Here is a 14760-nt window from a genome sequence, read left to right on the forward strand (position 1 = left end):
CTATGCGTGCTATTTCACTAAGTTTGAAAGCATTTGGACCATACTGGGAACAGCAAACTATTAATTTTGAGGACTTAGGAGGAGAATCGATTTTTCTCATTACTGGTCCAACTGGCGCTGGAAAAACTACGATTTTTGATGCGATTTGCTATGCATTATATGGCCGTGCAAGTGGATCTGATCGTGATCAGGATTCCTTACGCAGTCATTTTGCAACGATGGAGGATTATACCGAGGTGAAATTTCAATTTGCCTTAAATCAAAAAGAGTATGTTGTTAGCCGCAGTCCAAAACAATATAAGAAAAAAGAACGCGGGGAAGGATTTACAGATGATCCCCCTAAGGCAATTTTATACGAAGTGAAAAATGGGGAGAAAATCTTACTATATTCCCGAATTAAGGAAGTTAACGAAACACTTGAAAGTAAATTAGGGTTCGATTATGAACAGTTTCGTAAGATGATTCTTATTCCACAAGGAGAATTCCGTAAACTGATTTCGGAAAACAGTAAGGAACGAGAAGCTGTTCTGCAAAATATTTTTCATACGTATTTTTACGAACGAATGTCTGATCAATTAAAAACAGAAGCTCGAACGCTAAAAGATAAAATTGTATTTATCGAACAAGCAATTCATCAGGAATTAAGTAAGATAGAGTGGACAAATATATCGCCTGATGAGTCCGATACGATTAAACTTACGTTGGAAAAATTAAAAAATGAAATTGTTGAAACGAAGAAATTAAACGTGAATGAAATTAGTAAAAGAGATCAACATCAACAAGGATTACAGTTGCTCCAACAATCATTGCAACATGCAAAAACTTTAGAAGAAAAATATACACAAAAGCAAACATTGGAAATGGAGCAAAAGGAATTAGATAAGAGGAAAGAATCAATTCAAGAAACGAAAAAAAAGCTGGAAGCTGCAGCAAGTGCATCGAAAGTTATTCCATTTGAAGAACAAATGATGGAGAGGTTACAAGAGTCTAAAGAAGAAGAAAAAGGACTTCATCTTCAGTCTGATCGAGTAAATAGATTAGAGAATGAGTTTGAAATCATCTCGAAGTCATATAATGACCAACTTAAAGAAGAAGATGCACGTGATCAATTTAAAGCAACAATCAGTAAAGAAAAACAGCAGCTTGAATATGTAAATCTTTATTTGAAGTTTTCCGATGAATTAACAAAGCTAAAAAAAGAACGGAACGAAATAAATAATGAATTAACGAATCTGGATAGTCAAAGTAATGCAATTGAGAGAAAAATCAAGGAAACAGATGTTAGTTTGCAAAGTGAACAAATGTTAACCAAACAGTACTATGAGATGAAAGAACAATGTGAAAAAGCAAATCAAATAATACAACAGTTAACAAAATTGAATTTAGAGGATGAAAAATTGGTTGCGTTACGTTCCGATTATTTGAAAATCAAAGTAAGCTTTCAACAGAAGCAAACAGAACTTACTAAAACGCGCGAGGAATATAAGAAATTAGAATCTATGCAAAAGAAAGAGTATGCAGTGGTTCTTGCAGCACAATTAGATAATCGAATGCCTTGTCCAGTTTGTGGATCTCATCAACATCCTGACAAAGCTCATAATCACGAAGACACCCTTGACTGGAAACGTATGGAAGTTATTGAAAACAAATTACGCGAAGATGAGAAAAGTGTTGAGGATTTTCAAAAAACGTATGTAGACAGCAAATCAGAAGGTCAGAGTCAACGATTATTAGTTGATAAACTTGAAGAAGAAATTAAGAACAATTTACCTGAATTCGAGAGAAGTGAACGAAGAAAAATATTTGATCAATGGAAAGAAAAATCCTTGGAGTATCAAGGGAAGCGTAATGAAATTCATCATCGACTGGAAAGTTTTCAACAAATTAAAGCTGATAGAGAAGGGCTAATAAGCCAAAAGGAGACAGTTAAACAAACGTTTGATCAATTATCTAAAAACTATCAAGCTTCAAATGACAGCTTAGTTAAATACGAATATAAAGTGGAAGATCTAAAGAAAAGCATTCCTGAAAACGTAACTGATCCGTATAAATTTGAACTTGAAATTACAGAAAAAGAAAAAACATATACTAAATGGATAAATACTTGGCAGCAATTGAAAAAGGATTATCAGGATTCTAGAGATAGGATTCAAAAAGAGAAAACAATTTTGGAAGAAAAACAAAAAAACGCAAAGAGAGCAAGAGATAACTACGTTAAATACGATTCATTATTTAAGAAACAGGTAGAAGTTTTTGGTTTTAATTCAGTAGAATTGTACAAAAATGCGATTCTTTCTGATGAGGAACAATTAAAGTTACAGAATTCGGTTCAAACTTATGAAAAGCGTAGTGAGGAAATTTCTTACACGTTAAAAAACATAATTAATGACATTCATGGGAAAGAAATGCCGGACATCGAAAAACTGAATTCTGATTTAACTAAAGCTCAACAGGAGCTGGATAATATTAATGAGCATGTACAGCTTTTGAGAATGAAAGTAACAAGTCACGACCGGATCTATCAATCAGTTACAAAACAGTACGAGGAACAGGTTGAACTGGAAAGTGATTACTATGCGATTGGGGAATTAGCTGATTTAGCACACGGAAACAATTCATTAAGATTGTCGTTTGAACGTTATGTTTTAGCATCTTTTCTTGATGAGATTATTCTTCAGGCAAACTTAAGGCTCGATCGGATGAGTGATCATAGATATCAACTGATTAGAAGTGAGCAAGTTGCTAAAAGGGGAGCACAAAGTGGGCTGGACTTAGAAGTTCTGGACCATCATACCGGCCAACAGCGGTCAGTAAAAACATTATCAGGGGGAGAAGGGTTTAAAGCATCACTTTGTTTAGCGTTAGGCCTAGCTGATGTTGTTCAGACCCATGCTGGTGGTGTTCAGTTAGACACATTATTTATTGATGAAGGATTCGGCACGTTGGACGAAGAATCCCTGCAACAAGCAATCGATTGTTTAAAAGATTTACAGGAAAGCAATCGATTGCTCGGAATTATTTCACATGTTCCACACTTAAAGAGTGAAATACATGCAAAATTGCAAATAACTCCATCTAGAAATGGATCAAAATTTCAATTTCAATTTGGTAAAATCTAATAGTACGTCATGTTTTTTGGTTATAAGATATAATTCGTCAATTTTTGCAGTTATTACTAAAATTAATGTTGTATTCTGCGCTTTCCCGGGAAATATTAACGTTTTCAAGTAAGAGAGGTCCATCGTCCAAAAGGGAAGGTGGCCATTTTTCTATATGGATAGCCTACACCATTTTTAATGTTATACGTAAACTAATATAGATAAATCATTAAGAAATGAGGTATGTCATATGTTTCCGATAAATAATCGTCCTTCTGTTCCACAACGTCAATTTACCGACCCATTTAGTGTGCGGCCACAACGTTCGGCACCTTATCCTGTTTCCAAACCGAGATCATCTGTACCTTTATCTATCACTTCATTTTTGAACCCTAGTAATGGGGGTTTAACGAAAACACTATCTAATATACAGCAAGTTATGAATATGGTAGAATCCGCAGCACCAATGATTAAGGAATATGGACCAATGGTTAAAAATTTACCAGCAATGATTAAAATGATGAAAGCATTAAATGAACCGGATGAAATTGACAGCGAAACACATACTGATACTAAACAAAAGTCAACTAATTTCAATAGCTTAAACAAAGAATCAAAAAGCAGTAATGAATTTCATGAGTCCAAGCCAAAATTATTTATTTAAGTTTAATAAGCCGAACACTTGATTTTTTATAAGAAAAAGGAAAAAATAGAGATGAGCTATAATTGGATTGGAGGAAGAAAATGACTTCACATTTAGAAAAAGCCACATTTGCAGGTGGGTGCTTCTGGTGTATGGTGGAACCATATGATGAACGCCCGGGTATTAAAGAGGTTGTTTCAGGATATACAGGTGGTAGAACAGAAAATCCGACTTATGAAGAAGTTTGTTCCAATTCCACAGGACATTTGGAGGCAGTTCAAATAACATTTGAGCCAGATGTGATGCCATATGAAAGTATTGTTGAAACTTTCTGGCAGCAAATTGATCCTACAGATAGCGGCGGTCAATTTAATGATCGTGGAGAGTCCTATCAAACAGCTATATTTTACCACAATGAGAATCAACGAATAATTGCAGAACAATCAAAACAAAAACTTGAAGAAAGTGGTAGGTTCAAAAAACCAATTGTAACAAAAATTATACCTGCTAAACACTTTTATAAAGCTGAAGATAAGCACCAGGATTACTTTAAAAAGCATTCATTTCATTACGGGTTATATAAAAAAGGTTCTGGAAGAGCTGATTTCATCAAAGAAAATTGGAAACCCACAAAAGATAAAGCAAAATTAAAAGAGCAGTTATCACCAATACAGTACAAGGTGACTCAGGAGAACGGAACCGAACGTCCTTTTCAAAATGAGTACTGGGACAATAAGGCAGACGGAATTTATGTGGATCTGATTTCTGGGGAAGTTCTATTTACATCTAAAGAACAATTTGATGCGGGCTGTGGTTGGCCAAGCTTTACCAAACCAGTAGATCAATATCACGTAACCGAAAAATCTGATTCCACTTTAGGTATGAGGAGGACGGAAGTGCGCAGTAAAACATCAGATTCGCATCTCGGTCACGTGTTTAACGATGGACCAAAAGATAAAGGTGGTCTAAGGTACTGTATGAATTCTGCTGCACTTCGCTTTATACCAAAAGAACAAATGCGTGAAGAAGGATATGAAGCGTATTTACGTTTATTTAGCAGGTAAGCAAGTATAGACCATTTTTTACTGTAAAAGTGCAACTAAGACTTCTGCCATTAAAGCTTGCGATAATCCAAGTTTTCTAAACTAAAATAGTTTAGTAATCATAATAACATTATGTAAACAAGATCTGTTGGAGGGATTCAATGATACATTTAGATTGGGAAAAAAGGGATACAATTAAACAGATTGAATGTGTGCATGCTGATGCAACAAAATTCATCGTTCATCATAAATTAACACCAGGAAAGGTATATGATGTTAAAAATGAAACAGATGAATTTTATTTTATTATTGATAACAGTGATCGGATAGGCGGTTTCCGTAAAAATTATTTTTCCGAAGTAAAATAACAGGGGATTAACCCTGTTATTTTTTTATTTTCTATATAAAGTGACTTACATAATCTTTATTCCTAAATATTTCGTAAAAAATATATTATATTTTAACTATTAATGATATAATTTACTTACTATTTTCAATAATTTAAATTGTGTTTAGCTTTGAGTTAGATTTACTTTATATGAAAATAGTGATGAAAAACTTCTATTTTTGTATACTTTAATCTAGAAAAGTTTATACTTTTAAATACAAAGGGGCTGAACAGCATTGAAAAAAATTTATTTAGTGCGCCATTGCTTGGCAGAAGGTCAACATAAAGACTCACCATTAACTACTGTGGGCATGCGACAAGCTGTACTGCTGTCACGTTTTTTCGATAAACAAAATACAAAAATTGACGGCATAATTTCAAGCCCTTACTTACGTGCAATTGAGAGTATTAAGCCTTATGCTGAATCTAACAATTTAACAATAGACGTGGATGAACGATTACATGAGCGTATTCTAAGTGATGAACCTGTTGATGACTGGATGGAGGTTTTAGAACAATCTTTTAATGAATTAGATTACAAATTACCTGGTGGCGAATCAGCGAATGAAGCCATTTCGAGAGGTAATTCTGTTCTGGAATCTGTTTTGAATAGTAATAACTGGAACAATGTCATTCTAGTTAGTCACGGAAATTTAATTTCACTCATGTTAAAAAGATTCGATCAAACTATTGGATTTGATGAGTGGAAAAATTTAAATAATCCTGACGTTTATTTACTGGAAACCAGTGGAGATAATTACACTATTTCCTGTTTATGGGAAAAATCGTATTAATTATAAATATAAATTAGCGATTAAGATACCTAGGCTTTCTTCATAAATCTCATTAAATTGTCTAATTGGTAGTGGGTTTATGCCACTACCAAGTTCGATGGTGAATCCGGGTCTCTGATATTCTTGTATAAACCAATCTTTATATCCAGCAAAGCTATCTACATATTGAATGGGTTCATATCCACTAACACGAGCATACTCATTTACTATAACTTCTGAAATTGGAGGTTCTAAGCCTTCAAACCCCCAATAAATGACTTCTCCTTGTGTGTGAAAAGAATTTACACGAGCAAAATCACGTGCGTAAGTTAATTCGGCAAGAGCAACTGATTCTGGCTCGGATAAGGGATATGGTCCAGGATAATCCCTAGCTGCTGGGTTAGATGGTTTTCTGTTAGCTTCGACTTCCCATAAAGCCGGATACTGATTATTTAAGTCGACCCCGTTAATGTTTGCCTTCCATCCTGAAAAATCCTGACTTTGATTATTAATTTCTAACACCTGGGCAGCGTAAGTAGTATTCTCCGGCAATCCAGTGATCACTAAATCTACTCCATCAGGGTTTACCATAGGTACAATTGAAAAGAAGGTTTCCATAAATAATGGTAACATGTAAATTCCTCTTATTGAGGAGCTGTTTGTTAATGCGAGCAAATATTCGTTTACAAATTTCATAATAATTGGAGTTGTAATCCATTCATTTGCATGAAAGGACCCATTCACATGCACACGTTTCGGTCCAACCCCTAGTCGTAATTCTGTCAGGTTTTTGCCCATAACAGAGGACCCAATTGTTTGATGCGCAAGGAACGGGTAGACAGAAACTAATCTATTTATATCATTTATCATCTTTTCGTACGTATAATTATTAATATCCTGTACCAGTAAATTACGAATTCGATACGGAATGGAAACTGAAGATCCAATTACGAGGTTTGTTGGATCAATCGTTTGATTAACCAATAAAATCGAATCAATGGGTACGTTATACTGTGATGAAATCTTCCATAATGTGTCATTCGCTCTAATCGTATGTTTATTTTCAATGTAACCAGGTATTCTAATTAATTGTCCTATCGCTAAGTTCTGAGGAGTGAGTCCACGATTTGATTGTTCTATTAACAATAATGGTATATCAAATAATTGACTATAATACCAAAGTGTATCGCTTTGACGAATCCTAATTTCCATTAAGATATTCTCCTTTCAATTACTAATATAGCTTGAAAGAATGCTAGTTGTTATGTAGAATAATGATTATATGGTATAGAAAATAGCATGATCATATATTTGTACATAATCATCCCAACTGTGGCACCTTTTATTAGTTGCATTGATATGTTTATTCTTATAAAAATGAAATTATTACCATAGAGGAGGAATATAGATGGCTTTTGTAATTACGTCACCTTGTAAAGATGAAAAAGCAGGAGAGTGTGTAGAAGTTTGTCCTGTTGATTGTATAGAAGAAGGGAAAGATATGTTTTATATCGATCCGGATATTTGTATAGATTGTGGAGCATGTGAAGCAGTATGCCCAGTTGAGGCTATATTTATGGAAGATGAAGTACCTGAGAAAGAAAATGAATATGTTGAGATGAATCGTAAATTCTTTGATAGATAAGGAATAGCCGCTATTATAAAATAGCGGCTATTTTTAAATAGAATTCATTATTTTATTAAAAAGTCTTTTGTTGGTTCCATGTGATCTACGTGATCTACTTTTTTTACTTCTATATGTTCCACACGCGAGACAGGAGTGGGATTATCTTTAATTGAAGAAATAAACGTTTCAATTTGTTTTTCTTGACCTTCAACTTGAATCTGTACTGTACCGTTCTCCATATTTTTCACCCAACCCCTTAGATCCAGCGAATCAGCTTTTTGTTTAGTAGCAAATCGAAATCCTACACCTTGAACTAATCCATTAACACTTATATGTTTAATCATTTTATTCACTCCTTCTCTAGTACTATTGTAATCCATTTCCTATTACCTCGATATCAAAACATAGAAAGGCTGATAATAATGAAAGAGATTTCAATTCTCGATATAGAAGGATTTAAGTACGGTCACGCTCAAAATGAAGAAGCTTTAACTGGATGCAGTGTTATTATTTGTGAAGATGGTGCGGTCGGAGGTGTGGAAGTTCGTGGAGGGGCACCAGGAACAAGAGAGACTGACGCCTTACAACCAGAAAACCTTGTTGAAGTGGTCCATGGAATTTTCTTATCAGGAGGAAGTGCCTATGGACTAGATGTTGGTTCCGGGATGATGAGATATTTGGAAGAGATAAATGTCGGGTTTGATGTTCAGGTTTCAAAAGTGCCAATTGTTGCTGGTGCTATTTTGTTCGATTTATTTCCAGGTAATCCAAAGGTCAGACCTGATAGTGATATGGGGTACAAAGCATGTAATCAGGCTTTTTCTGATAGTTTATTTTTATCCGGAAGCGTAGGAGCAGGTACTGGAGCAACAGTTGGAAAGTGTTTAGGACCTGACTTTTTAATGCGTGGTGGAATAGGTAGCTATGCTATTGAAATTGGAGAGTTGAAAATTGGAGCTTTAGTAGCAGTTAACGCATTTGGAGACGTAATAGATCCATCTACAAACAAGGTACTTGCGGGTGTTTATGACCGTAAGAACAGAAAATTTCTTAATAGTGAAAAACAATTACTTGCACAATTAGATAATAAATCTACGAATCGATTCACAAGTAATACTACAATTGGATCGATTATGACAAATGCACGTTTATCAAAATCACAAGCGAATAAAATTGCCACTATCGCACATGATGGTTTTGCTAGAACTATTCGACCGTCACATACCCTAGTTGATGGAGACACGCTTTTCACATTAACAACCAACAAAATTGAAACTGATTTAAACGTGTTAAGTATGCTGGCAAGCCATGTTGTGGAACATGCAGTGATGAATGCTGTAATAAACGCTTCAAGTATCCTGGACATTCCAAGCCATACGGATTGCAAGTAACAAACTATCTTCATTTAATTAGTGAATAATAGATGTTCAAAGTGTTAAACCTATCTATAATCATTTAAATGAAGGAGAAATAGTAATGACAGAATATACGAACATTCCTCAGTATCCTGAGCCCTATTGGCGTGATTCAGTTAAGCTTGAAGGTTACCCTAAATTAGATAAAACCATTGATACTGATGTAGGTATAGTCGGTGGAGGAATTACTGGAATTACCGCAGCATACCTTCTAGCAAAACAAAATGTACGAGTAGTACTAATTGATGCAGGAGAAGTTTTAAATGGTACAACTGGCCATACTACTGCCAAAATAACTGCCCAGCATGGACTAATTTATAATGAGTTGATTGAACATTTCGGTGAAGAAAAAGCTTCTATGTATTATAAGGCGAATCTTGAGGCATTAGAGTTCATCACAAAAATGATTAAGAAACATGATATTGATTGTGATTTTAAAAAGGAAGACGCTTTTCTATTCACTAATTCTGATTCGTATTTATCCAAATTAGAATTAGAGGATAAAGCATATAGCAGGTTAAAAATCCCTGGTGAGATGGTTCAAAATATGCCATTGAATCTTTCAATGAAATCAGCGATTGTAATGAAGGATCAGGCACAGTATCATCCATTGAAATATTTAAAGGCATTATTAAATGATGCAGTTAAAAATGGTGCTCAGGTTTTTGAAAACACTACCGCAACAGACATCGAATATAATAAGCATCCTGCAATTATTACACGCGATGGTCAACGAGTAACATGCAGGTACGTAATACAGGCATCTCACTATCCATTTTATGATGGTCAAGGCTTTTATCCCACACGAATGTATGCAGACCGGTCTTACGTTCTGGCTATAAAATCAGATAAACAATACCCGGGTGGAATGTACATTAATGCTGAAGATCCTACAAGATCCATCCGATCGACAACTAATAACGGCGAAGATTTATGGCTAATCGGTGGGGATAGCCATAAAACAGGTCAAGGTAAACCAACAATAGAACACTACAACGCTCTTGAAGAATTTGCAAAGCGGGAAATTGGTATCACTGAATATGCAAATCGATGGTCAGCACAGGATTTGATTACGTTGGATAAGGTGCCTTATATAGGTCCAACTACAGCAAAACAGGAATCGGTGTTCGTTGCAACAGGATTTCGTAAATGGGGAATGACTAATGGGACATTAGCTGCAAGGATGATAACTGATAGTATATTAAATGGGAGTAATGAATATCAGGAATTGTTTTCACCTTCCAGGTTTCAAGCCGATCCATCCGTCAGGAAATTCTCCAGCATAAATGCAGATGTAGCAAAGCACTTGATAAAAGGAAAACTTGAGTATACAAATGACATTGTGAGTGATCTAAAGGTTGATGAGGCTACAATTACACGCATTGACGGCAATCGAGCGGGAGTTTATAAAGACAAGCAAGAAAAGCTTTATATGGTTGACACTACATGTACACATCTTGGTTGTGAGGTCGAATGGAATTCAGGCGACAGAACTTGGGATTGTCCATGTCATGGCTCAAGATTTTCATACACTGGTGATGTCATCGAAGGTCCGGCAAAGAAACCACTAAAAAAAATTAAAAACGATTAAGCAACCAATTTGGTTGCTTTTTCTTAACTTATATGAAAATTTGAAACAAATTTAAGAAAATCACTTTCTATTTGATGATCATACTTATAAAGTACATACATACTTGCAGTTGGCATTTTTATGAACGGTACATCCACCTCTAATAGCCGACCTTCTAATAAGTCACGATTAATTATTGACTTAGGTAAAAAACTTACACCAATACTTTCTAAGACAAATCTTTTTGTAATGTGCGTTTGGTTTACCCGCATAAATTTATACGATTGTAGATTATTGCTAAGCTGTTCTTTCAATTCATACCAGTATACCGGATGATTATCCGTAATGATAATATTATTTTCTAGTAATTCACGTGCATCTATAATAGGACCAGATTCTGCATCATATCCATCGTGTGAACAAATCAGGCTCACTGGTTCCTCATGTAATTTAGTTGAATGGATCATTCGCGAACCAGGTAAACAAGATATGCCGATATCCACATCACCATTTTCAATCCTACTTGAAATTTGATCCGATTCCAGAACCTCTATTACCATTTCGACATTCGGAAATTTTTTTGTATACTCCCGTAAAATACTTGGGAACAGCGTATCAGCAAGGAGGGGAGAGATAGCAATACGAATAATTTTATGGTAACCCTGTTTAAATCTGTTTAATTTCTCCAGACTTTGTTCGTATTGCTGCACTAGTTCTTTTGCTTCCAAGTAAAATAATCTTCCAAACTCAGTCAAAGCAATATTCCTGCCGTTTTTCATAAATAATTTATCGCCAAGTTCTTTTTCTAAATGACGAATTTGAAAAGTAACACCAGGCTGAGTAATATACATTTTTTCTGCTGCGACTCTAAAATTTTCATATTCAGCAGCTAAAATAAATGTTCGTAATGTGTTTGTATCCACGCTTTTCACCTCATTAATAACTATTACTAATCATTATACTAAAAATTACTAAATTTTAATAATCAATATGCTGGTTTATAATGAAATTACAGACATGGAAGGAGAGCTGAATATGTATCAACCAGGACTTAAAGGTGTAGTTGCTTGTGAGACAATGCTGAGCAACATAGACGGAGAAAGAGGAATTTTGACTTATCGAGGTGAAGATATACAATATATTGTAAATAATTATTCGTTTGAGCAGGTAGCATACTTCTTATTACATGGTAACTATCCAAATAATAATGAACTAAATTTATTCATAAAAAAACTGAAAGATTTCCGTACAATTCCAGCAAACATTAAAGAGATTATTGATCGATTATCACCGGAACATTCACTGATGGATACGTTAAGGACAGCAATCTCCGCTCTAACGCTAGATAAGCACAGCGACTTAGACAACGCAATACATCTGATAGCTGTAACGCCAGCAATTATCGCTTACAGATACCGACAAATGAACAATCTGCCAAACATTACCGCAGATTACGAACTCGATCATGTTCCGAATTTTTTGCATATATTAACAGACAACGTCAATACGTCGCATGCGAAAATGCTTGAGGTATACCTTATCATGACGATGGAACACAGTTTAAACGCGTCTACATTTGCTGCCAGAGTAACAATATCTACTCAAAGTGATATAGTATCTGCTATTACCAGTGCAATTGGAACCATGAAGGGACCATTGCATGGTGGTGCACCTTCAGGAGTTATTCAATTGCTTGAGGAAATTGGCAGTGAGGATAATATTAGTAAAGTTATTCATACTAAACTTGAGAATAAAGAAAGAATTATGGGGTTTGGCCATCGGGTATATAAAACACTAGACCCACGAGCTGAAGCATTAAAAACAACGATAATGTCGTTAGAAAGTAAACCTGATTGGATTGAATTGGCACTAAAAACTGAAAAAGAAACAATCAGGATATTAAGTAAATATAAACCAAATCAAAAGTTATATACAAATGTAGAATATTATGCAGCAGCAATTATGAAGTCACTGGATATTGATTCGGAATTATTTACACCAATTTTCAGTTCAAGTAGAATTGTCGGTTGGTGTGCACATGCAATCGAGCAAAAAAATAATAATGTTATTTTTAGACCAGCTGCAAAATACACAGGCAATTAGAATAAAAAAATCACATCTTAATCGGAGGTGTGATTTTTTAAAATATCTCATTATCTAAAGTATACTTGGTTGTGAGATGTAAAAATAGAAATTGTATTTAACTTCCTATAATAAATATTATGTAAACTAGAAGAAAAATAAAAAAGGTTACCAATAATTGTTCCTACCTCCATTGTTCACATAAATTCTCCTATTCAATCCAACAGTCCCTCACAATCTTCCCTTCAAAAGTATACGAGCTATTCCATCGAAATTTTGGAGACAACTGTCGAGAAAAAACGTTTATACAACGCACTTCGATTATGGTTTATTTATTATTAACGATTATCCATTAGAATCAAGTTCTTAGACAAGTTCCTTCTTAAATATAACTAATAATATAGATTGGAGGTTTTGTCATGAGGAATTTTGATTGGCAAATGATTTTGTTTTTAGGATCCTCTTTCGTACACGATTACTGGATATATTGGGGTTTGCCTCGTATTTACTACTTAGATATAAAACAAGAAAAAGCGGTATCTGAGGTTAAAAAAGCAGCATAAATACTAAGCTATTCCTTCATCTAGAAACGTGCTCGAATGTTTGAACAAACAGTCCATCGCCTAACTTACAACGTCGGTTTTTTATTATGAATAACTGTAATAACTGATTGAATACAATATATAGGTCGAAAAAGTGCATAATGTGCTTCAATAAATGTCATTCAGTGAAAGGCTTGTACCCCCGGAGTGGTGAAAGCGAAGTGTATTAAAGAAAGCTTGTAGAAAAACAAGATTTTCTCTACAAGCTACAATCTAAAAATACAACATATATGTTGTATTTATTCTGTTAGTTATTTCCTGGAAATGTAGAAATATATTGTTTTACGACTTCGTAAACATATTCCTGATTTGCTGCAGCAGTATTTGGGTTGTATGTTCCACCATTAACTTTATTGTTAGAAAGTATTCGAATACCGAGAAATGGCACCTCATAAGCTTTTGCAATTTGTGCAGCTGATGCAGTTTCCATTTCTTCTACTGAAGTACCATACTTTTTATGAAACCAATTAATTCTGTCGACTTCATTATTCCAGACATCTGCAGAGCCTATAGTACCCTCAACAATTTTCCCTTTCGTGTACGTGCCTTTTACTGCATTCGCAGCAGCAAGTAATTTCTTATCCGCTTCATAGTAGCGAATATTTTCAGCATCTGGGTCTTCACCAGCGCTTCCTTCTGAAGCCATAAGGTCCATTGGTTTCCATTCTTTTGGAGCAATGCCTTCATTTTCAGCTCTATCCCCAGTCTTTAATGAGCCAATGTTAACAGATCTCGTACCTAATACAATATCAAACACGTGTAAGTCAGGATCGTGCCCGCCGGAAGTTCCCTGATTGATTATTGCAATGGGATTGTATTTTTCAACAGCCACAGCCGTGGCAGCTGCTGTATTTTCCATTCCCTTCCCTGTTTTCGAAACGATTACCGGGTAAGCATCTACGGTACCAATATAAAATTCAAAGGTTCCAGACTTCTTTTTTTTCACGTTTTCTAGTCGTTCAGCAAACTTTTCTGCTTCAATTGGCATTGGCCCCTGAACCAGGATAGGTCTTTGAGATTTTTCCTGAGCACCTGAAGTTTTAGACTTATCTTCTGAACTGCATCCCGCAATTAATATAACAATTAGTAAAGAAATAAATGCTAATGTTACGTTATTTTTGAAAAATCTCTTTCGTTGTTCTGTTACCTCTCTCATCCTGTTGTCCTCCTTGTTGTGTTGTATACTCGTGGTTTAGGTCAATATAAAAAAGGTCCACTAGAAGTAGAATATATCTACCCAACGGACCTGACCTACGTAAGTCAAAGTAAAGAGAACCAAACAAACTGTTTAATTATCTTTAAAGCATTATTATAACTCGAACGCTAATTACTTTAACTCGCAGTCTGGTTCTTTCATTGGGAACCTGGTAGAAACTCTCAGACCTTATTACTGAGTATATACGAGTGATCAAATATAAAATGATACTTTGCTAATATAGCAAAAAAATCCCATAAAATCAATAAAAACTGAACATTAATATGTTTATATTGTTAAATGTTCGTGTTTTATGTTGGAAAT

The 14760-nt window shown here is 34.8% G+C and carries 15 protein-coding genes and 1 riboswitch; of the genes, 11 read left to right on the forward strand and 4 right to left on the reverse strand.

What is annotated here, in order from left to right:
• The first annotated feature begins 2 nt into the window (after positions 1–2).
• The 5 genes from VBD025_RS11725 (at position 3) to VBD025_RS11745 (ending at position 5966) form a co-directional block, all read left to right on the forward strand.
• A complete protein-coding gene (locus VBD025_RS11725; protein ID WP_430785657.1) occupies positions 3–3119 on the forward strand; it encodes an AAA family ATPase in 3117 nt (1038 codons plus the stop codon).
• A 229-nt stretch (positions 3120–3348) separates the two neighbouring features.
• Positions 3349–3762, forward strand: coding sequence for a VrrA/YqfQ family protein (vrrA, locus tag VBD025_RS11730; RefSeq protein ID WP_430785659.1), 414 nt, complete (start codon positions 3349–3351; stop codon positions 3760–3762).
• A gap of 80 nt (positions 3763–3842) precedes the next feature.
• On the forward strand, positions 3843–4805 hold the full coding sequence (gene msrA / locus VBD025_RS11735) for a peptide-methionine (S)-S-oxide reductase MsrA (RefSeq protein ID WP_430785661.1): 963 nt from the start codon (positions 3843–3845) through the stop codon (positions 4803–4805).
• Positions 4806–4945: 140 nt separating this feature from the next.
• The gene (locus VBD025_RS11740) at positions 4946–5152 is read left to right on the forward strand and encodes a DUF6501 family protein (protein ID WP_430785663.1); all 207 of its coding nucleotides are present in this window, start codon (positions 4946–4948) and stop codon (positions 5150–5152) included.
• Between the two features lie 274 nt (positions 5153–5426).
• Positions 5427–5966 carry a histidine phosphatase family protein gene (locus VBD025_RS11745; RefSeq protein ID WP_430791380.1) on the forward strand — a complete coding sequence of 180 codons (540 nt, stop codon included), beginning with the start codon at positions 5427–5429 and terminating at the stop codon, positions 5964–5966.
• On the opposite strand, the gene VBD025_RS11750 is transcribed toward VBD025_RS11745, so the two are convergent.
• Complete coding sequence (locus tag VBD025_RS11750; RefSeq protein WP_430785665.1) at positions 5967–7157, reverse strand: M14 family metallopeptidase; 1191 nt, start codon at positions 7155–7157, stop codon at positions 5967–5969.
• Between the two features lie 196 nt (positions 7158–7353).
• Between VBD025_RS11750 and VBD025_RS11755 the strand changes: the two genes are divergently transcribed.
• On the forward strand, positions 7354–7590 hold the full coding sequence (locus tag VBD025_RS11755; RefSeq protein ID WP_430785667.1) for a 4Fe-4S dicluster domain-containing protein: 237 nt from the start codon (positions 7354–7356) through the stop codon (positions 7588–7590).
• A 47-nt stretch (positions 7591–7637) separates the two neighbouring features.
• Here the strand turns inward: VBD025_RS11755 and VBD025_RS11760 are convergent, their stop codons facing one another.
• Positions 7638–7916 (reverse strand): acylphosphatase, encoded by a 279-nt coding sequence (locus VBD025_RS11760; RefSeq protein WP_430785669.1) that lies wholly within the window; start codon positions 7914–7916, stop codon positions 7638–7640.
• 78 nt (positions 7917–7994) lie between these two features.
• Here VBD025_RS11760 and VBD025_RS11765 point away from each other — a divergent pair, with 78 nt between their 5' ends.
• Positions 7995–8963, forward strand: a complete 969-nt coding sequence (locus tag VBD025_RS11765; RefSeq protein WP_430785671.1) for a P1 family peptidase — start codon at positions 7995–7997, stop codon at positions 8961–8963.
• An 85-nt stretch (positions 8964–9048) separates the two neighbouring features.
• On the forward strand, positions 9049–10578 hold the full coding sequence (locus tag VBD025_RS11770) for an FAD-dependent oxidoreductase (protein WP_430785673.1): 1530 nt from the start codon (positions 9049–9051) through the stop codon (positions 10576–10578).
• A 23-nt stretch (positions 10579–10601) separates the two neighbouring features.
• Here VBD025_RS11770 and VBD025_RS11775 read toward each other — a convergent pair whose 3' ends face one another.
• The gene (locus tag VBD025_RS11775; protein ID WP_430785675.1) at positions 10602–11480 is read right to left on the reverse strand and encodes a LysR family transcriptional regulator; all 879 of its coding nucleotides are present in this window, start codon (positions 11478–11480) and stop codon (positions 10602–10604) included.
• Between the two features lie 112 nt (positions 11481–11592).
• On the opposite strand from VBD025_RS11775, the gene VBD025_RS11780 reads away from it, so the two are divergent.
• Positions 11593–12660: a citrate/2-methylcitrate synthase gene (locus VBD025_RS11780; RefSeq protein ID WP_430785677.1), complete on the forward strand. Its 1068-nt coding sequence runs from the start codon at positions 11593–11595 to the stop codon at positions 12658–12660.
• A gap of 398 nt (positions 12661–13058) precedes the next feature.
• Complete coding sequence (locus VBD025_RS11785; protein ID WP_430785679.1) at positions 13059–13202, forward strand: hypothetical protein; 144 nt, start codon at positions 13059–13061, stop codon at positions 13200–13202.
• A 286-nt stretch (positions 13203–13488) separates the two neighbouring features.
• Here the strand turns inward: VBD025_RS11785 and VBD025_RS11790 are convergent, their stop codons facing one another.
• A complete protein-coding gene (locus VBD025_RS11790) occupies positions 13489–14397 on the reverse strand; it encodes a 5'-methylthioadenosine/S-adenosylhomocysteine nucleosidase (RefSeq protein ID WP_430785681.1) in 909 nt (302 codons plus the stop codon).
• Positions 14398–14415: 18 nt separating this feature from the next.
• Here VBD025_RS11790 and VBD025_RS11795 point away from each other — a divergent pair, with 18 nt between their 5' ends.
• Positions 14416–14556 (forward strand): hypothetical protein, encoded by a 141-nt coding sequence (locus tag VBD025_RS11795; protein WP_430785683.1) that lies wholly within the window; start codon positions 14416–14418, stop codon positions 14554–14556.
• Between the two features lie 5 nt (positions 14557–14561).
• Positions 14562–14665, reverse strand: a riboswitch (purine riboswitch).
• Positions 14666–14760: the final 95 nt, after the last annotated feature.

It is taken from the genome of Virgibacillus flavescens, from assembly GCF_050574275.1.
Classification (GTDB): domain Bacteria; phylum Bacillota; class Bacilli; order Bacillales; family Amphibacillaceae; genus Virgibacillus_F; species Virgibacillus_F flavescens.

Coding starts and splice junctions, on each gene's coding strand:
- VBD025_RS11725 (WP_430785657.1), top strand. CDS start 3: ATGCGTGCTATTTCACTAAGTTTGAAAGCATTTGGACCATACTGGGAA.
- VBD025_RS11765 (WP_430785671.1), top strand. CDS start 7,995: ATGAAAGAGATTTCAATTCTCGATATAGAAGGATTTAAGTACGGTCAC.
- VBD025_RS11790 (WP_430785681.1), bottom strand. CDS start 14,397: ATGAGAGAGGTAACAGAACAACGAAAGAGATTTTTCAAAAATAACGTA.
- VBD025_RS11770 (WP_430785673.1), top strand. CDS start 9,049: ATGACAGAATATACGAACATTCCTCAGTATCCTGAGCCCTATTGGCGT.
- VBD025_RS11750 (WP_430785665.1), bottom strand. CDS start 7,157: ATGGAAATTAGGATTCGTCAAAGCGATACACTTTGGTATTATAGTCAA.
- VBD025_RS11740 (WP_430785663.1), top strand. CDS start 4,946: ATGATACATTTAGATTGGGAAAAAAGGGATACAATTAAACAGATTGAA.
- VBD025_RS11755 (WP_430785667.1), top strand. CDS start 7,354: ATGGCTTTTGTAATTACGTCACCTTGTAAAGATGAAAAAGCAGGAGAG.
- VBD025_RS11760 (WP_430785669.1), bottom strand. CDS start 7,916: ATGATTAAACATATAAGTGTTAATGGATTAGTTCAAGGTGTAGGATTT.
- vrrA (WP_430785659.1), top strand. CDS start 3,349: ATGTTTCCGATAAATAATCGTCCTTCTGTTCCACAACGTCAATTTACC.
- msrA (WP_430785661.1), top strand. CDS start 3,843: ATGACTTCACATTTAGAAAAAGCCACATTTGCAGGTGGGTGCTTCTGG.
- VBD025_RS11785 (WP_430785679.1), top strand. CDS start 13,059: ATGAGGAATTTTGATTGGCAAATGATTTTGTTTTTAGGATCCTCTTTC.
- VBD025_RS11780 (WP_430785677.1), top strand. CDS start 11,593: ATGTATCAACCAGGACTTAAAGGTGTAGTTGCTTGTGAGACAATGCTG.